Here is a 16,896-nt window from a genome sequence, read left to right on the forward strand (position 1 = left end):
TTCACCTATTTTAACACCGGTGAAGCCTTACCCCTGATGATTGACCGTGCGGATGAAGCGCATGAAAGCTTCGCGGTCTTTGAATACCCCGGCATCCTCAAGGGCTTTAACAAATTTCCGGCCAAGTTCTTTTCGTACAATGGATTCAGCCTGCTCCGGCCCGGACAGCTCTCCGTATTCGGTTTTGAGCTGTTCGGCCCATTCCCGGTGATGCGCTTCAACGGCATCTGACTGACCGAGCAGGAACTCTGTCACTCCCGCCAGTTCGGTCTTTAAGCGGGGCGGAAGGACGGCGAGGCCCATCACTTCGATTAAGCCGATATTCTCTTTCTTAATATGGTGAACGTCAGCATGCGGGTGGAATATGCCGTATGGATGCGCGGCAGATGTCCGGTTGTTTCTGAGCACAAGGTCGATTTCAAAAACGCCGCTCACGTTTCTTGCAATAGGCGTAATCGTGTTATGAGGCGTTTCATCTGTAAAAGCCGTAATTTCCGCTTGTTGATCCGAGTAGTTTTTCCAAGTCTGAAAAATATGATTCGCCGCATCGACAAGGCTGTTGATCGCCGTTCCTTTCAGGCGGATGACAGACATCGGCCATTTTAAAACAGAGGCTTCGATGTCCGGATGCTGTTTGATTTGAAAGGAGAACGCGTCTTCTGCGCGCGTCATCGCAAACTCATATCGTCCGGTCTGATAATGGTCATGGCTTAAAATAGACCCGCCGACGATCGGCAAATCGGCATTCGATCCGATAAAATAATGCGGAAACAGCTCTGTAAAAACAAGCAGCCTGCGAAAGGCAAGCTTATTAATTTTCATCGGCCGATGCTGCTCAGAAAATAAAATGCTGTGCTCGTTATAGTACGCATATGGAGAATATTGAAAATACCAGTTTTCTCCGGCGAGCGGGACTTTAATTATCCTGTGGTTCGCCCGGGCGGGATACCCGATTCGTCCTGCATACCCTTCGTTTTCTTTACAAAGCAGGCACGTCGGATAGCTGCGTGCTCGTTTTGCAGCGGCGCGTTCCCGTTTGATTTGCTCAGGGTCTTTTTCCGGCTTTGACAAATTGATCGTAATATCCATTGTGCCGTAAGGTGTATCCGTCTGATACGAAATATTTCTTTCAATTCGTTTCGTCTGGATATAGTTGCTGTTTTTGCTGAGCTGATAAAAATAGTCGGTGGCCTCCAGCGGCGATTGCTCGTATTTTTGCTGAAACACGGCATTGATGACAGAAGGTCTTGCAACAAAGCAGTTCATCACATTTGCCGCCAGCATGTCTTTCGCGTCTAAATCGTCGGTTATCACGTCGTGTTCGACTGCATAGGCTACGAGTTTTTCCAAAAGGTCGGGGATGGAGTCGCCGGAAGCCGCAGGGGCTTCCTCAGGAAATGATTCCAAGCCCAGCAGATGCATCACTCGGTTGCGTGCGTAGTTCACGTCAGCCGGTTCGATTAACCCTGCTTCAAGCGCTTTTTGAATGAGTCCGGCTATGTTTTGTTCAATCATGATGACACTTCCTTCCTGTACCCGTTTGGATGTGAGGAATGCCACTTCCAGGCGTCTTCAATGATCTTTGCTACAGAAGTGCGCGAAGGCCTCCAGCCCAGGACTTGCTTTGCTTTGTCAGAGCCGGCAATCAGGATGCTCGGGTCGCCGGCTCTGCGCTTGCCGATTTCGGCGGGAATGTCTTTCCCGGTGACCTTTCTCGCCGCATCAATCATTTCTTTCACCGAAAATCCTTCGCTGCTGCCAAGGTTGAATATATCGCTGTTGCCGCCTTCTCTTAAATAGTCCAGTGCCGACAGATGAGCGTCAATCAGGTCTTCAACATGAACATAGTCGCGGATGCACGTGCCGTCGGGCGTATCATAGTCATCCCCGAAAATCGTAATATGCGGTCTTTGTCCGAGAGCGGTTTGCAGGATGATGGGGACCAGGTGTGTTTCCGGATGGTGGTCTTCTCCGATCTCTCCCGTTTCTCTTGCTCCTGCGACATTGAAGTACCTGAGAGACACAAAGCTGATCCCATGGGCTTCTTCAGTCCGCTTCATGAGCTTCTCCATGATCAGTTTCGTTTCCCCGTAGGTGCTTGTCGGCTGCGTCGGCATGTCTTCTGTGATCGGTACCGATTCGGGCTCTCCGTAGACGGCCGCCGTCGAGGAGAATACGATTTTTTTCACATCGTGCTCGAGCATCGTCTGAAGCAAAACCTGTGTCCCGGATACATTGTTGTCGTAGTATTTAAGCGGATCTTTCATCGATTCGCCGACAAGTGAACTGGCGGCGAAGTGGATCACTTCTTCAATACGTTCCTTTTCAAAAACGGTGCGGAGGAAGTCGTGATCGCGCACATCCCCTTCATAAAAGGCCGCATCGGGATGTACTGCCTGCCTTTGGCCGGTCTCAAGGTTGTCAACGACAACGACGGTTTCACCCCTGTCTATTAATTGATACACGGCGTGTGAACCGATATAGCCGGCACCGCCCAAAACCAACACACTCATATCCATTCTCCTTTCTATATTTCTTTGGCGCCGTCGCCTATCGCCGCAGTATAAAAAGCAGCATCATAACCAACCGTTTCGCGGTAGACGGCATTGACGCGTTTTTTAAAGCTGTCTGTCCGGTCTTTTTCCACAATCGCAATCGCACAGCCGCCGAACCCGGCGCCGGTCATGCGGGCACCCAGGACGCCGTCTTGTTCCCAAGCCGCCTGGACAATGGTATCAAGCTCCAGCCCTGTCACTTCATAATCATCCCTTAAAGACACATGAGATTCATTCATCAGCTTGCCGAACCCGACGAAGTCGTCCTCGCGAAGTTTTTCCAGCGCTTTCAGCGTCCGGGCATTTTCGTACACCGCATGCTTGGCGCGTTTTCGATTGATTTCATCTCGGATAAGGTGCTGATGGGCTTCAAATGCATCCGCCGTCATTTCGCCCAGACTTGCAATTGATAACTCCTTCTGCAGATCGCGGAGCGCCTCTTCGCACTGGGCGCGCCTTTCATTATATTTAGACCCGGCCAGCGCCCGCTGTTTGTTTGTATTGATGATGATCACATCGTGTTCCTTCAACACGAAGGGCGCGTATGTGTAATGAAGTGTTTGGCAGTCTAACAAAATCGCGTGATCCTTTTTCCCCATGCCGATCGCGAATTGGTCCATAATGCCGCTGCCTACGCCGATGTATTCGTTTTCGACTTTTTGTCCGAGCTTCACCATGGAGATCGTGTCTGTCTGCAAACCATAAAGCCCTTTTAACAGAACGCCTGTCGCAAGCTCAATCGATGCGGAAGAAGAGAGGCCCGCCCCGTGCGGAATATTTCCGTAATACAAAATATCGGCGCCGTGAACGATTTGATGGCCTGCCGCTTTCATCAAAAGGAACATTCCTTTCGGATAGTTGGCCCAGCCGTCAGACTGGTCAAAGGCTAAATCGCTCAAGCTGCATTCAATTATGCCTTTGTCAGGGAAGTTCTTTGAATAGAAACGGATCATTTGATCATCTCGTTTCACGCCAAGGGCATAGGTGCCAAATGAAATCGAAGCGGGGAAAACATGCCCTCCATTATAATCCGTGTGTTCGCCGATTAAGTTGATTCTTCCCGGAGCAAAAAAGGTTCGCGGTGTCTTTTCTGTCTTAAAAATAGAGCGAAAGTCGTTTAATAAAGCGGCTGCAGTATTCATATATCCTCCCATTTGTTTGACATGCAGACTTAATAAATTAATTTAATTAAGTTTAACCTCAGTTTACTACGGGTTTTCATTTGGTGCAATAAAAAGTGTTTTTTTAAATGAAGCGTTTTCATGTAAAATTCTTATTGGCAGGGATAGGGCAATCAGCACTTGACTTCTACGACAATCAACGTTAAATTAGTAAAATATTTTACTGAAAATATGAAAGATGTTCATATGGAGGTTTTGCAATCGTGGCGACGATAAAAGATGTTGCAGAAAAGGCGGGGTATTCCATCTCGACGGTTTCCCGCGTATTGAATAACGACGAAAGCCTGTCCGTACCCGATGAGACGCGGGAGAAAATATTTGAAGTGGCGGAAAGCCTGAACTACCGCAAAAAAACGATTAGAACACTGGTAAAAAACATCGCGTTTCTGTACTGGCTGACGGATAAAGAAGAGCTCGAAGACGTGTATTTTAAAACGATGAGGCTGGAAATCGAGAAGCTCGCAAAGCAATTCAACGTTGAACTGACAACGTATAAAATTTCGGGCGGCATTGACGCCATCCCCGAAAACATTGAAGGATTCATTGCGGTCGGATCATTTTCAGATGATGAATTAACCCGGTTAAGGCAGATGACGCCTCACGGAGTATTTATCGATTCGACGCCGGATCCGGATCATTTTGATTCAGTCAGGCCGGACTTAAAGCAGATGACGAGGAAAACGGTGGACTTTCTTATTGAAAAAGGGCATGAAAAGATCGGCTTTATCGGAGGCACGTACCACAATCCTAATACCGATAAAGACGAAATGGACGTAAGGGAACGAACGTTTCGCGATTATATGAGGGAAAAAGGGCTCTTGGAGGAAGGCTTTATTTTTTGCCGCAGGGGATTTTCGGTGGAAAACGGCTACCATCTGATGGATAAAGCGGTTGAAACATTGGGCGAAAAGCTGCCGACGGCCTTCTTTACAGCGGCGGATCCGATTGCCGTAGGCTGCCTTCAGGCCTTAAATGAGAGAGGGGTCGCCATCCCGGGCAGGGTGAGCGTCATCGGCATCAACAACATCAGTGTAGCGAAATATGTATCTCCGCCGCTGACGACATTCCATATCGATATTCAAGAACTTTGCAAAAACGCCATTGAATTGCTTCTTGAACAAATACTTGAAAAGAGAAAAGCTGTAAAAACGCTATATATCGGTGCGGAACTGGTAGTCAGAAAAAGCACCAATTAAAAAAGGCGCGGGCTGTTCATAAGCCGCGCCTTTTTCGTAAAACATTTTACTGTAGTCAGTAAAATAATTGTTTACACTTTTTCTTAGACATGCTATATTGTTTTTGTAAAACGCTTTCAATCCAATAAAAGGAATGAGACAAATGATGAATATGAAAAAATATGTTGGAATCAGCAGTGTGATTGCTCTCAGTTTGTCTTTAACTGCCTGCGGACCTAAAGAGAGCAGCAATGAAACATCAGGCTCGAAGCAAAAGGAACTCGTGATCTGGGAAGATAAAGAAAAAAGCGAAGGCATTAAAGATGCCGTCGCCCAGTTTGAAAAAGAGCACGGCGTATCTGTCAAAGTCGTCGAAAAGCCTTACGCAAAGCAGATCGAAGACTTGCGGATGGATGGACCGGCAGGAACGGGGCCTGATGTGTTAACGATGCCTGGAGATCAAATCGGAACAGCGGTAACGGAAGGTTTGATCAAGGAATTAAAGGTGGATAAAGAGATCCAATCGATCTATACGGAACCGGCAATGAGATCCCAGGTGACAAACGGTAAGGTCTACGGCCTGCCGAAAGCGGTCGAAACGACGATGCTCTACTATAATAAAGATTTGATTTCTGAAAAAGAACTGCCGAAAACGCTGGATGAATGGTATGAGTATTCGAAAAAAACGGCTGACGGCACAAAATTCGGCTTCCTGGCGCTGTTTGACCAGATTTATTATGCGCAGAGCGTCATGGGAGGATACGGCGGTTACATTTTTAAAAGCGATGCAGACGGCATTTATGATCCGGCTGATCTCGGCTTGAATAACAAAGGTGCAGTCGAAGGAGCCGAGTACATTCAGAAGTTTTATCAAGAAGGGCTGTTCCCTGCCGGAATTATTGGGGAGCAGGGCATCAATGTGCTGGAATCGCTGTTTACGGAAGGAAAAGCAGCAGCGATCATTTCTGGTCCGTGGAATCTGGAACCGTTCAAAAAAGCGGGTATCAACTACGGGGTTGCCAAGCTGCCTAAGCTGTCCAACGGCAAACATATGAGTTCTTTTGTCGGCGTGAAGAGCTACAATGTAAGCGCTTATTCGAAGAATGCCGATCTAGCGGAAGAATTAGCCGTCTTTCTCGCCAATAAAGAAAATTCAAAGAAGAGATATGAGATCACAAAAGAAGTTCCCGCTGTCAAAGAACTGGCGGATGATCCTGCCGTCACAAAAAGCGAAGCGGCTCAAGCCGTTGCTGAACAATCTCAGTACTCAGAGTTGACGCCGAATATTCCTGAGATGAATGAAGTATGGACGCCGGCGGATGCGGCTCTGCAAACGATCGCAACCGGAAAAGCCGAACCGAAAAAAGCGCTTGATCAAGCCGCGGAAACGATTCAAGGACAGATCAAAGCGAAGCACAGCGGCAGCAAATAAGCCGCAGCATTGGTGTCAAACTTGTCTTAAGTTTGGCGCCATTTATGATCAGGATGTCCATATAAAGAGGTGAAAGAGAAGGTGCAGCATCGCAAAAAAGCTTTACTATTATCAATCATTCCCGGTTTGGGGCAATTCTACAATAAACAATGGATAAAGGGTCTGTTATTCCTTCTTTTAGGCGTCTCGTTCTTTGCGGTTTTTGGCGATTTGCTGAATATGGGGCTGTGGGGCCTGTTTACGCTTGGAACCGAAGTGCCGCGCGATAACTCGATTTTTCTATTGGCAGAAGGCATCATTGCCGTGATTGTCACCTGTTTTGGGCTGGCTGTCTATTACGCCAATTTGCGGGACGCCTACCAAAACGGAAAGCGGCGCGATGAACAAAAGGAGCTTAGTTCACTCAAGGAACAATATCATAACTTAATGGCTCAGGGATATCCGTATCTCATCAGCGGACCATCACTGTTCATTCTGATTTTTGCCGTTGTTTTTCCGATTTTGTTCAGCTTTGCATTAGCTTTTACAAATTATAACCTCTACCATTCTCCGCCTGCCCACCTTGTCGATTGGGTAGGGCTTAAAACGTTTGCCGACATTTTCACCGTTGATATTTGGCGGTCGACCTTTTTGGATGTTTTAGCTTGGACCATTGTCTGGACGCTTGTCGCTTCCACGCTCCAAGTCGGGTTGGGCATTTTGTTGGCGGTTGTCGTCAATCAGAAGGAAGTCCGCTTCAAGAAATTTTTCCGGACGATTCTGGTCTTGCCTTGGGCCGTGCCTGGTTTTGTTACCATTCTTGTATTTGCCGGCCTCTTTAATGATAGCTTCGGTGCTTTCAATCATCAAATCCTCGCTGCATTCGGCATCGATCCGATTCCTTGGATGACGAATGCTAATTGGACGAAGCTGGCGCTTATCCTCATGCAGGGGTGGCTCGGTTTTCCTTATGTGTTCATTGTGACGACCGGTGTTCTGCAGTCGATTCCGGAGGACCTGTATGAAGCGGCGACAATTGACGGTGCGTCCGCGTTTTCGAAATTCAGGCATATCACAATGCCGCTGATTTTAATCGCAATGGCGCCGATTATCATCACGCAATTCACTTTTAACTTTAATAACTTCAACATTATCTATCTATTTAATGGAGGCGGTCCGGCTGTTCCCGGGTCAACAGCGGGAGGAACCGACATTCTGGTGTCCTGGATTTACAAATTGACGATGCAGTCGAGCCAGTACTCTTTAGCCGCCGCATTGACGATCCTGCTGTCGGTCTTTGTCATCTCGATCGCGCTGTGGCAGTTCAGACGGACAAATTCTTTCAAAGAGGGGGCTTAACATATGAAGAAAAGAAAATTCTTTCGGCTCCTTCTGACCTATTCTCTGTTGGTTTTGATGACAGCCGTTATCATATATCCTCTGCTTTGGACGGTGGGAGCCAGCTTTAATCCCGGCAACAGTTTGGTCAGTACTTCTATCATTCCGGCAAATCCGACATTGGATCACTATAGAGAATTATTCGCCGGAAAAGAGAGCCTTCAATACGGGCAATGGTATATAAACTCGCTGAAAATCAGCATCTTTACAATGATCGGATCGATCATCAGCGTTTCTTTTACAGCTTATGCTTTTTCACGGTTTCGTTTTAAAGGTAGAAAAAACGCTTTAGTTTTATTCATGCTGCTGCAAATGATTCCTCAATTTTCAGCTTTGGTTGCACTCTTCGTTTTAGCGCAGATGCTGGGCATGATGAACAGCCATTGGCTCCTGATTTTGCTGTACATCGGCGGACTTATACCGATGAACACGTATTTGATGAAAGGGTATATGGACTCCATTCCCATCGATTTGGATGAGAGCGCTAAGATTGACGGCGCCAGCAATACAAGAATTTTTCTGCAGATTATTATGCCGCTATCCAAACCGATGATCGCGGTCGTCGCCATGAACGGATTCACCGGACCGCTCGGGGATTTCGTTTTGTCTTCGACGATATTGCGGACGCCGGAGTCGTATACATTGCCGATCGGTTTATACAATTTAGTCAATGAAGTGATGGGAGCCAGCTATACGACATTTGCCGCCGGCGCCATTTTGATCAGCATTCCGGTAGCCGTCATCTTTATCATGCTGCAAAAGAACTTTGTATCAGGGTTGACGGCAGGCGGAACGAAAGGATAGTCCGAGAAGAATATGGTCTGAAAAAGGAGAGTATTATGCCAAAAATTTATACGACACAAGCAAAATACATGCTTCACGGGGGAGACTACAATCCGGATCAGTGGCTTGACCGTCCGGATATTCTTGCAGATGACATCAAGCTGATGAAGCTTGCCCATACGAATACATTTTCAGTGGGGATTTTTTCATGGAGCGCTCTTGAGCCGGAGGAAGGCGTCTATACGTTTGAATGGCTGGATGATATGTTTGAGAGCATTCACCGGAACGGCGGACGGATGATATTGGCGACACCGAGCGGCGCCCGTCCTGCTTGGCTGTCGCAAAAGTATCCGGAAGTGCTGCGGGTGAATGCGGAACGTGTCAAACAGCTGCATGGCGGAAGGCACAATCATTGCTTCACTTCATACGTATACCGTGAAAAAACGAGAAAGATCAACCGCTTGCTGGCGGAAAGGTACGGCAGCCATCCTGCCCTTTTGATGTGGCATGTCTCCAACGAATACGGAGGAGAATGCCATTGTGATCAATGTCAGCACGCCTTCAGAGACTGGTTGAAAAAGAAGTATGACGATGATCTTAAATCTTTGAATGATGCATGGTGGACGCCTTTTTGGAGCCACACCTTCAACGATTGGTCACAGATTGAATCGCCGTCTCCGATCGGTGAAAATGCGGTGCACGGCTTAAATTTGGACTGGCGCCGTTTCATCACTGACCAGACGATCTCTTTCTTTCAAAATGAAATCGTTCCATTGAAGGAAATCACGCCGAATATTCCGATCACGACCAACTTTATGGCTGACACGCATGATCTCATTCCATTTCAAGGGCTGGACTACAGCAAGTTTGCCAAGCATCTGGACGTGATCAGCTGGGACGCGTATCCCGCCTGGCACAATGATTGGGAAAGCACAGCTGATTTGGCCATGAAAGTCGGCTTTATCAATGATTTGTACCGCAGCCTGAAACAGCAGCCGTTTCTTTTAATGGAATCGACGCCAAGCGCTGTCAATTGGCACGATTTTAATAAAGCGAAACGGCCGGGCATGCATCTCCTGTCTTCGATGCAGATGATCGCCCACGGATCTGACAGCATCCTCTATTTTCAATGGCGGAAATCCCGCGGCTCATCGGAAAAATTTCACGGTGCGGTTGTCGGCCATGACAATTGTTCCGAGAACCGCGTATTTAAAGAAGTGGCAAAAGTGGGGCAAACCCTTGAAGAGCTGTCTGAAGTCGTCGGAACGACCCGGCCCGCGGATGTCGCGATTCTCTATGATTGGGAAACCCATTGGGCGCTCGAAGATGCACAAGGTTTCGGGAAGAAAACCAAGCGGTATCCCCAAACGTTGCACGAGCACTACCGCGCGTTTTGGGAGCGTGATATTCCAGTCGACGTGATTACAAAGGAACAGGATTTTTCGCCGTACCGGCTGCTGATCGTTCCGATGCTTTACTTAGCAAGCGAAGAAACAGTCGCGCGTTTAAAAGCCTTTGCTGCAAACGGGGGCACATTGGTGATGACGTATATGAGCGGAATCGTCAACGAATATGACCTGACCTATTTAGGCGGATGGCCGCAAGATCTGCAAGAGATGTTTGGCATGGAGCCTGTTGAAACCGATACGCTCTATCCTGGCGACAAAAATGCGGTTCGTTATCAAAACCGGTCGTATGAGCTGAAAGATTATGCGACCGTGCTGAAGCTGGATACGGCAAATCCTGTGGGATTGTATGAGGACGATTTTTATGCGGACACGCCGGCTGTTACAAGCCATTCATACAAACAGGGGAAGACGTACTATATCGGTGCGCGCTTAAGCAGCCAATTTCATCGGGATTTTTATGAAACATTGATCAAAGAGCTAGCGATTGAACCGGCTTTTGACGTGAAACATCAGCCCGGTGTCTCCGTTCAAGTCAGACGGGATGAAGAAAATGATTATATTTTCATCATGAATTTCACAGAAAAACGCCAGCCCGTCGTGTTGGAGTCGGCCGTTAAAGATATGCTGAGCGGAGAAACGCTGACCGGGGAAATCGCATTGGAAAAATATGAAGCCAGAATAGCGGTAAAAACAAAAAAATAAGACCGGGGGACATCCGCTTTGAAAGTGGATGTTTCTCTTGCTGAAATAATGAAAGCGATTTCTTGTTTAGTGTGTGCCAATCATGAAAGGGGAGAAGCGGGATTCATGAAAAACGCGGTGGCTGTTTTTGTGGTGTTGATTTTTATTTTGGGCGCATTCGGAACAAGCGGTCCGGCGGAAGCCGTCAGAGGTTCCAGGGCGGCAGAAAGCGGTCTTTTTGTCGAAAAGGTTTCAGGTCTTCACAAGGATTTTATAAAAGGGGTTGATGTTTCGAGCATCATCGCTTTGGAAGAGAGCGGCGTCGCCTTTTACAATGAATCCGGAAAGAAACAGGATATATTCAAAACGCTGAAGGAAGCAGGCGTCAATTATGTCCGGGTGCGCATCTGGAATAATCCCTATGATGCCAACGGCAATGGCTATGGAGGGGGCAATAATGATCTGAAAAAAGCGATTCAGATCGGAAAACGGGCCACTGCCAACGGAATGAAGCTGCTGGCGGATTTCCACTATTCCGATTTCTGGGCGGACCCGGCGAAACAGAAAGCGCCAAAAGCATGGGCGAACTTAAGTTTTGAAGATAAAAAAACGGCGCTTTACCAATATACAAAACAAAGCCTTAAAGCGATGAAAGCAGCGGGCATCAACGTCGGCATGGTGCAGGTCGGAAACGAAACAAACGGGGGCCTTGCCGGTGAAACGGACTGGGCGAAGATGAGCCAATTGTTCAACGCCGGGAGTCAAGCCGTCCGGGAGACGGATTCGAAAATTTTAGTCGCCTTGCATTTTACCAATCCGGAGACGTCAGGCAGGTACGCTTGGATTGCCGAGACGCTTCATCGGCACCATGTAGACTATGATGTGTTTGCAAGCTCGTATTATCCGTTTTGGCATGGCACACTGAAGAATCTAACATCCGTCCTGACATCAGTCGCGGATACGTACGGCAAAAAGGTCATGGTAGCCGAGACATCTTATACGTATACGGCTGAAGACGGAGATGGACACGAAAATACAGCCCCGAAAAACGGTCAAACGCTCAATTATCCTGTCAGCGTTCAAGGGCAGGCGAACGCGGTCCGTGATGTGATTCAAGCGGTCAGCGATGTAGGAAAAGCCGGAATCGGCGTTTTCTATTGGGAACCGGCGTGGATTCCGGTAGGACCGGCACACCAGCTTGAGAAAAATAAAGCGCTTTGGGAGACATACGGATCAGGCTGGGCCACAAGCTATGCCGCTGAATATGACCCGGATGACGCAGGAAAGTGGTTTGGCGGCAGCGCCGTAGACAATCAGGCATTGTTTGATTTTAAAGGACGTCCATTGCCGTCTCTGAATGTGTTTAAGTATGTAGATACGGGAACACCATTCAAAAATTGACTTGCAGCCGATTTCTCGGATGAAGGCGAACGCCGTTTGCCGGAAAGCGGTTTAAAGCAGAATGAAAAAAGGCCGGATGATATCCGGCTTTTTTTCGTGAAAGGACAGTCAGAAAGCGTAATTAAAATTTTTCCATATTGACAGAGAGATAGAGTCCGCTTAACCAGCGATTACCGTTTGAAATGCATCTTCTACAGATACGTATTCATATCCAAGGTCGCGCGCGACGGCCTTGTAGGTGATGCTTCCGTTTGCAACATTGACGCCGAGAGCGAGCGCCTGATTTTCGGAGACTGCTTGTTCAACGCCTTTATTTGCGATTTGCAAAGCGTAAGGCATAGTGACGTTTGTTAAGCCGATCGTTGATGTCCGGGAAACGGCTCCCGGCATATTGGCGACCGCATAATGGACAACGCCGTGCTTCGTATAAGTCGGATCGTCATGCGTGGTGATTTTATCAACCGTTTCAATAATGCCGCCCTGGTCAATCGCCACGTCTACAACAACCGAGCCTGGGGACATCGACTGAATCATCTCTTCTGTGACAAGCTTCGGCGCTTTTGCACCAGGGATTAAGACTGCGCCGATGACAAGGTCAGAGTCTTTTACGGCTTCCGCAATGTTGAGCGGGTTGGACATAAGCGTTTGAATGTCTTTGCCAAACTGGTCATCGAGCTGACGGAGGCGCTCAGCGCTCAAATCGATTAAAGTGACGTCAGCCCCAAGTCCGACAGCGATTTTGGCAGCGTTCGTACCGACCACTCCGCCGCCGATGATCGTGACTTTGCCGCGTTTTACACCGGGTACGCCCGATAACAGGATGCCTTTGCCGCCTTTTGATTTCTCAAGAAATTGCGCGCCGATCTGCGAAGCCATGCGTCCCGCGACTTCACTCATTGGAGTCAGGAGCGGAAGCGTCCGGTTCACTTCGACCGTTTCGTAAGCGATGGCTGTGACGCCGCTGTCCACAAGCGCTTTCGCAAGCTTAGGTTCAGCTGCTAAGTGCAGATACGTAAATAAAACAAGTCCTTTTCGGAAATAGCCGTATTCAGAGCTGATCGGCTCTTTCACCTTCATGACCATATCCGCTTTTCCCCACACATCTTTCGCTTCAGCCAAAATCTCCGCTCCCGCGGCTCTGTAGTCGGCGTCCTCAAAGCCGCTTCCAAGTCCGGCTCCCTGTTCGATTAAAACTTGATGACCGCTTTTTTTTAGCGCGACTACGCCGGCCGGCGTAATGGCTACACGGTTCTCGTTGTTTTTAATTTCTTTCGGAATTCCAATGATCATGATGTCGTCCCCCTCAAATGAAATATGATTCTATCGCTAGTATAAATCTCTGAATCGGGAAGAGCATCGTGTGTAAAATTAAAAATGTAAGCGCTTTTTTGTGAAATTTAACAAATTGGTGAACGTTGAATAAGGTGAAAGGCTTGATGAGATAAGTTATCTATTAAAATTTTTTTCTTTAAAAAATAGCTTTGTTAAAAAAACAAATGTAAGCGATTACATTTTGTGTCGTTTCACAAACATAACCATTTTTCATTGTGATAGAATATCTCTTGCAGCTATGAAAGCGTTATCTTTGTTGGGAGTGAGTCATATGGATATCTTAGAAATACTAGGCAAGATTAATAAGGTATTATGGGGGCCGCCCAGTTTAATTTTATTATTTGGGACAGGCTTATTTTTAACGATTGTTTTAAAAGGACTGCAATTTCGCCGCCTGATCTATGCATTTAAGATCGGGTTTGGCAAGGAAGATAGCAAAGACGCGGCTGCCGAAGGGGATGTGAGCCATTTTAAAGCTTTAATGACAGCGCTTGCCGCCACGATCGGAAACGGAAATATCGCAGGTGTCGCGACGGCATTGACGCTCGGCGGACCGGGTTCAATCTTCTGGATGTGGGTTGTCGGGCTGTTGGGCATGGCAACGAAATATGCGGAAGCCTTGCTTGCTGTTAAATTCCGCGTAAAAAATGAAAAAGGGGAATATTCGAGCGGGCCGATGTATTATATCGAACGCGGACTCGGCCGCAGATTTAAAGGACTCGCCATCGCTTTTGCGCTGTTTGGCGCTTTTGCCGCTTTGGGGATAGGCAACAGCGTCCAATCCAATACGATTGCCGATATTACAAAGAACAGCTTCGGTATTGAAAACTGGGTGACAGGGCTGATTCTGGTTATTCTCGTCAGCGTCATTATCTTCGGCGGGATCCAGCGGATCAGTACCGTTGCCAGCTTCTTTGTGCCGATCATGGCTTTTCTTTACATGGGCGGGGCGATTTTGATTCTGATTTTGAATTATGACAAGATTATTCCGGCTTTTGAGCTGATTTTCTATTATGCTTTCCACCCTGTCGCAGCGGCCGGCGGTTTCCTTGGAATTGCCGTATCTGAAGCCGTTCGGAACGGGGTATCCCGCGGTATTTTTTCAAATGAAGCAGGCCTTGGGACGGCCGCGCTTATCGCCGGAAACGCGCGTGCAGACCATCCGGTAAAACAGGCGCTCGTCGCAATGACCGGGACATTTATCGTTACGATCGTGGTGTGTACGATGACAGGTTTAACCCTTATCATTACCGGTTTCTGGGACCCGTCTGGCGGCTTGATATCCGGCGCGGCCCATAACGCCAGCCTCGAAGGCGGGGCATTGACGAGTGCGGCTTTTGCCTCAGTACTCGGCGCGGCAGGCGAATACATTGTGTCGCTGTCGGTCATTTTCTTTGGGTTTTCTACAATTGTCGGCTGGTATGTTTACGGAGAAAAATGCTTCGAGTATTTGGCCGGTTCCAAAGGAATTGCGGGCTACAGGCTGGTCTACATCCTCGCCTGCGGCATCGGGACGGTCGCCAACCTCGTCACCGTCTGGGCATTTGCCGATATGGCGAATGCGCTGATGATGATTCCCAACCTGATCGCCATCCTGCTGCTTTGGAAAGTCATCAAAGCAGAGACAAATGATTATTTTCATCATTTCTATGAACATACCAAATCGGCGGGTCCGCCAAGTAAACCAATTCATTAATCAATCAAAAGCTCTGCCATCCCGGCAGAGCTTTTTCTTTGTTTACAATCATACAAAATCTCAAATTTTGACGAAAAATGTCGATACTATGAAATGAAGAAGTTATTTAATTTGAAAATTGCATTTCATCATTGATGACATAAAGGAGAAAGGAACACCATCATGAAAGTGAAAACAAAACTGCTGGGAATTATATCAATTTTAGTCGTTTCCATCGTTGGAATCGGAGCTTCCTCTGTTTTTATGATTTCTTCTACGGTGAAAAAGAATGAAGAACTCAAGGACAAGATGGAATTTCAAAAAGAGATTAAGCATATTCAATATCGTCTGACCGGCTTGTCGAATGACGAAAGAGGTCTTATTATGACCAGAGACAATGAATACAGCGAAGGAATGAAGGACAAGGCCGACGATGTTTTAAAGAGTCTTGACCGCGCCGGCAAACTGATCCGGGAAGACACATACAAAGCGAACGTCGAAGAAATTAAAGAAAATTTCAATGCTTATTGGAATTTAAATCAACAAGTTATCCAATCTTACGCTTCAAGTTCTAAAAAAGCCGAATCGATCCATTTCGGAGAGGAAAGAACATTAAGAAAAGAAGTCCTCGATCCGTCTGTCAACAAGCTGGTCGAAAGCCTTGAAGAAGAGGTGGAAGATCTGAAAGCAGAGATCAGCGCCAATGGGACGATGAGCGAATGGGTCATCATCACTGTCACAGGAGTATCAGCAATCGTTGGAATTGTTTTGAGTCTGCTGCTCTTGAAGTCTATTCTGGTGCCGTTGAGAAGCCTGAATCAGCAGCTTGGGGACATCGCCCACGGCGAGGCGGATTTAACCAAGAAAGTGATCGTCAAAAATAAAGACGAGTTCGGCCAGCTTGCCAATTCTTTCAATGCTTTTGTTCAGTCGCTGACGCAAATTGTGAAGCAGATCAGCAGTTCATCTGAGCAAGTCGCCGCATCCTCTGAACAGTTGTCGGCAAGCGCGGAGGAATCGAAATCGACCTCCGAACGGATTTCGGAAGAGATGCAGGCGATTGCCGACAGCAATATGACGCAAAGCGAAATGACAGAAAAAAGCTCTGAATCGATTCATGAATTGCTGGATCGTCTATCATCCGTTGCCTCCAATACAGGCAGCATAGCGGATCTGTCGTCGTCGATGAGAGACAAAGCCGAAATCGGCTCCGAGTCCGTTCATAAAATGCTCGATCAAATGAATTTCATTGATAAATCCGTCGACTCAGCCGGCAGCGGCCTGGAGGCGCTCGTGTCCAGCACGGCGGAAATCAGCAACATTTCTTCGCTCATCACCGATATTTCGGAGCAGACGAATTTGCTGGCGCTGAACGCGGCAATTGAAGCAGCAAGAGCGGGAGAACAAGGAAAAGGGTTTGCCGTCGTGGCGGAAGAGGTCCGGAAATTGGCGGACGAAACGAATAAGTCGGCGAACCATATTCAATCATTGGTCACAACGATCCAAAATGAATCGGTAGAAACGGTGAATAATATTAAAGTTGTTCAAGAAAATGTCAGCTCCGGAATCGCTCTGTCCCAGGAGACGACCGGCAATTTCACCGAAATTTTGAACTTGGTGGAACAGGTTGCTTCTCAAATCCAAGAAGTCGCAGCTTCTACTCAGCAGCTGACATCAGGTGTCGAAATGGTTCAAAACACCATTCAAACATTAGCTTCCGGATCACAGGAAACGTCGGTTGGCACAAAAGCGGTTGCTTCCTCAACTCAGGAGCAGCTGGCTTCGATGGAAGAAATCTCTTATGCAGCAGAATCGCTGTCTCAATTGGCTGAAGAACTGCAAACCGTCATTAACCGATTTAAATATTAAGCAGAAAACCCCATCAGGCGATGGGG

Annotated in this window: 12 protein-coding genes; 8 read left to right on the forward strand and 4 right to left on the reverse strand. The window is 47.5% G+C overall.

The features are described 5' to 3' along the window. Window positions 1-27: 27 nt before the first annotated feature. The 3 genes from galT to MST20_RS07770 are packed head-to-tail and all read right to left on the reverse strand — an operon-like array spanning window position 28 to window position 3,697. The gene (gene galT, locus MST20_RS07760; RefSeq protein ID WP_243941308.1) at window positions 28-1,515 is read right to left on the reverse strand and encodes a UDP-glucose--hexose-1-phosphate uridylyltransferase; all 1,488 of its coding nucleotides are present in this window, start codon (window positions 1,513-1,515) and stop codon (window positions 28-30) included. Beyond that, a complete protein-coding gene (galE, locus tag MST20_RS07765) occupies window positions 1,512-2,513 on the reverse strand; it encodes a UDP-glucose 4-epimerase GalE (protein WP_243941310.1) in 1,002 nt (333 codons plus the stop codon). The genes galT and galE overlap by 4 nt, the downstream gene beginning before the upstream one ends. Before the next feature lie 14 nt (window positions 2,514-2,527). Continuing rightward, entirely contained in the window at window positions 2,528-3,697 is a 1,170-nt protein-coding gene (locus MST20_RS07770) for a galactokinase (RefSeq protein WP_243941312.1), read from the reverse strand. Between the two features lie 242 nt (window positions 3,698-3,939). On the opposite strand from MST20_RS07770, the gene MST20_RS07775 reads away from it, so the two are divergent. From MST20_RS07775 to ganB, 6 genes are all read left to right on the forward strand, one after another. Continuing rightward, a complete protein-coding gene (locus MST20_RS07775) occupies window positions 3,940-4,932 on the forward strand; it encodes a LacI family DNA-binding transcriptional regulator (protein ID WP_243941314.1) in 993 nt (330 codons plus the stop codon). A gap of 142 nt (window positions 4,933-5,074) precedes the next feature. Continuing rightward, window positions 5,075-6,343 (forward strand): galactooligosaccharide ABC transporter substrate-binding protein GanS, encoded by a 1,269-nt coding sequence (ganS, locus tag MST20_RS07780; protein WP_243941316.1) that lies wholly within the window; start codon window positions 5,075-5,077, stop codon window positions 6,341-6,343. 81 nt (window positions 6,344-6,424) lie between these two features. Then, window positions 6,425-7,681: a galactooligosaccharide ABC transporter permease GanP gene (gene ganP / locus MST20_RS07785; RefSeq protein ID WP_075751753.1), complete on the forward strand. Its 1,257-nt coding sequence runs from the start codon at window positions 6,425-6,427 to the stop codon at window positions 7,679-7,681. A gap of 3 nt (window positions 7,682-7,684) precedes the next feature. Beyond that, complete coding sequence (gene ganQ, locus MST20_RS07790; RefSeq protein WP_243941318.1) at window positions 7,685-8,524, forward strand: galactooligosaccharide ABC transporter permease GanQ; 840 nt, start codon at window positions 7,685-7,687, stop codon at window positions 8,522-8,524. 35 nt (window positions 8,525-8,559) lie between these two features. Continuing rightward, window positions 8,560-10,614, forward strand: coding sequence for a beta-galactosidase (locus tag MST20_RS07795; protein ID WP_279599971.1), 2,055 nt, complete (start codon window positions 8,560-8,562; stop codon window positions 10,612-10,614). Window positions 10,615-10,719: 105 nt separating this feature from the next. Next, entirely contained in the window at window positions 10,720-11,994 is a 1,275-nt protein-coding gene (ganB, locus tag MST20_RS07800; protein WP_243942516.1) for an arabinogalactan endo-beta-1,4-galactanase, read from the forward strand. Window positions 11,995-12,153: 159 nt separating this feature from the next. On the opposite strand, the gene ald is transcribed toward ganB, so the two are convergent. Beyond that, a complete protein-coding gene (gene ald / locus MST20_RS07805; RefSeq protein WP_243941320.1) occupies window positions 12,154-13,284 on the reverse strand; it encodes an alanine dehydrogenase in 1,131 nt (376 codons plus the stop codon). Between the two features lie 313 nt (window positions 13,285-13,597). Here ald and MST20_RS07810 point away from each other — a divergent pair, with 313 nt between their 5' ends. Then, entirely contained in the window at window positions 13,598-15,022 is a 1,425-nt protein-coding gene (locus MST20_RS07810; protein WP_075751748.1) for an alanine/glycine:cation symporter family protein, read from the forward strand. A 162-nt stretch (window positions 15,023-15,184) separates the two neighbouring features. After that, the gene (locus MST20_RS07815) at window positions 15,185-16,870 is read left to right on the forward strand and encodes a methyl-accepting chemotaxis protein (RefSeq protein WP_243941322.1); all 1,686 of its coding nucleotides are present in this window, start codon (window positions 15,185-15,187) and stop codon (window positions 16,868-16,870) included. Window positions 16,871-16,896: the final 26 nt, after the last annotated feature.

The organism is Bacillus sp. B19-2 (genome assembly GCF_022832475.1).
Taxonomy (GTDB): Bacteria; Bacillota; Bacilli; order Bacillales; family Bacillaceae; genus Bacillus; species Bacillus paralicheniformis.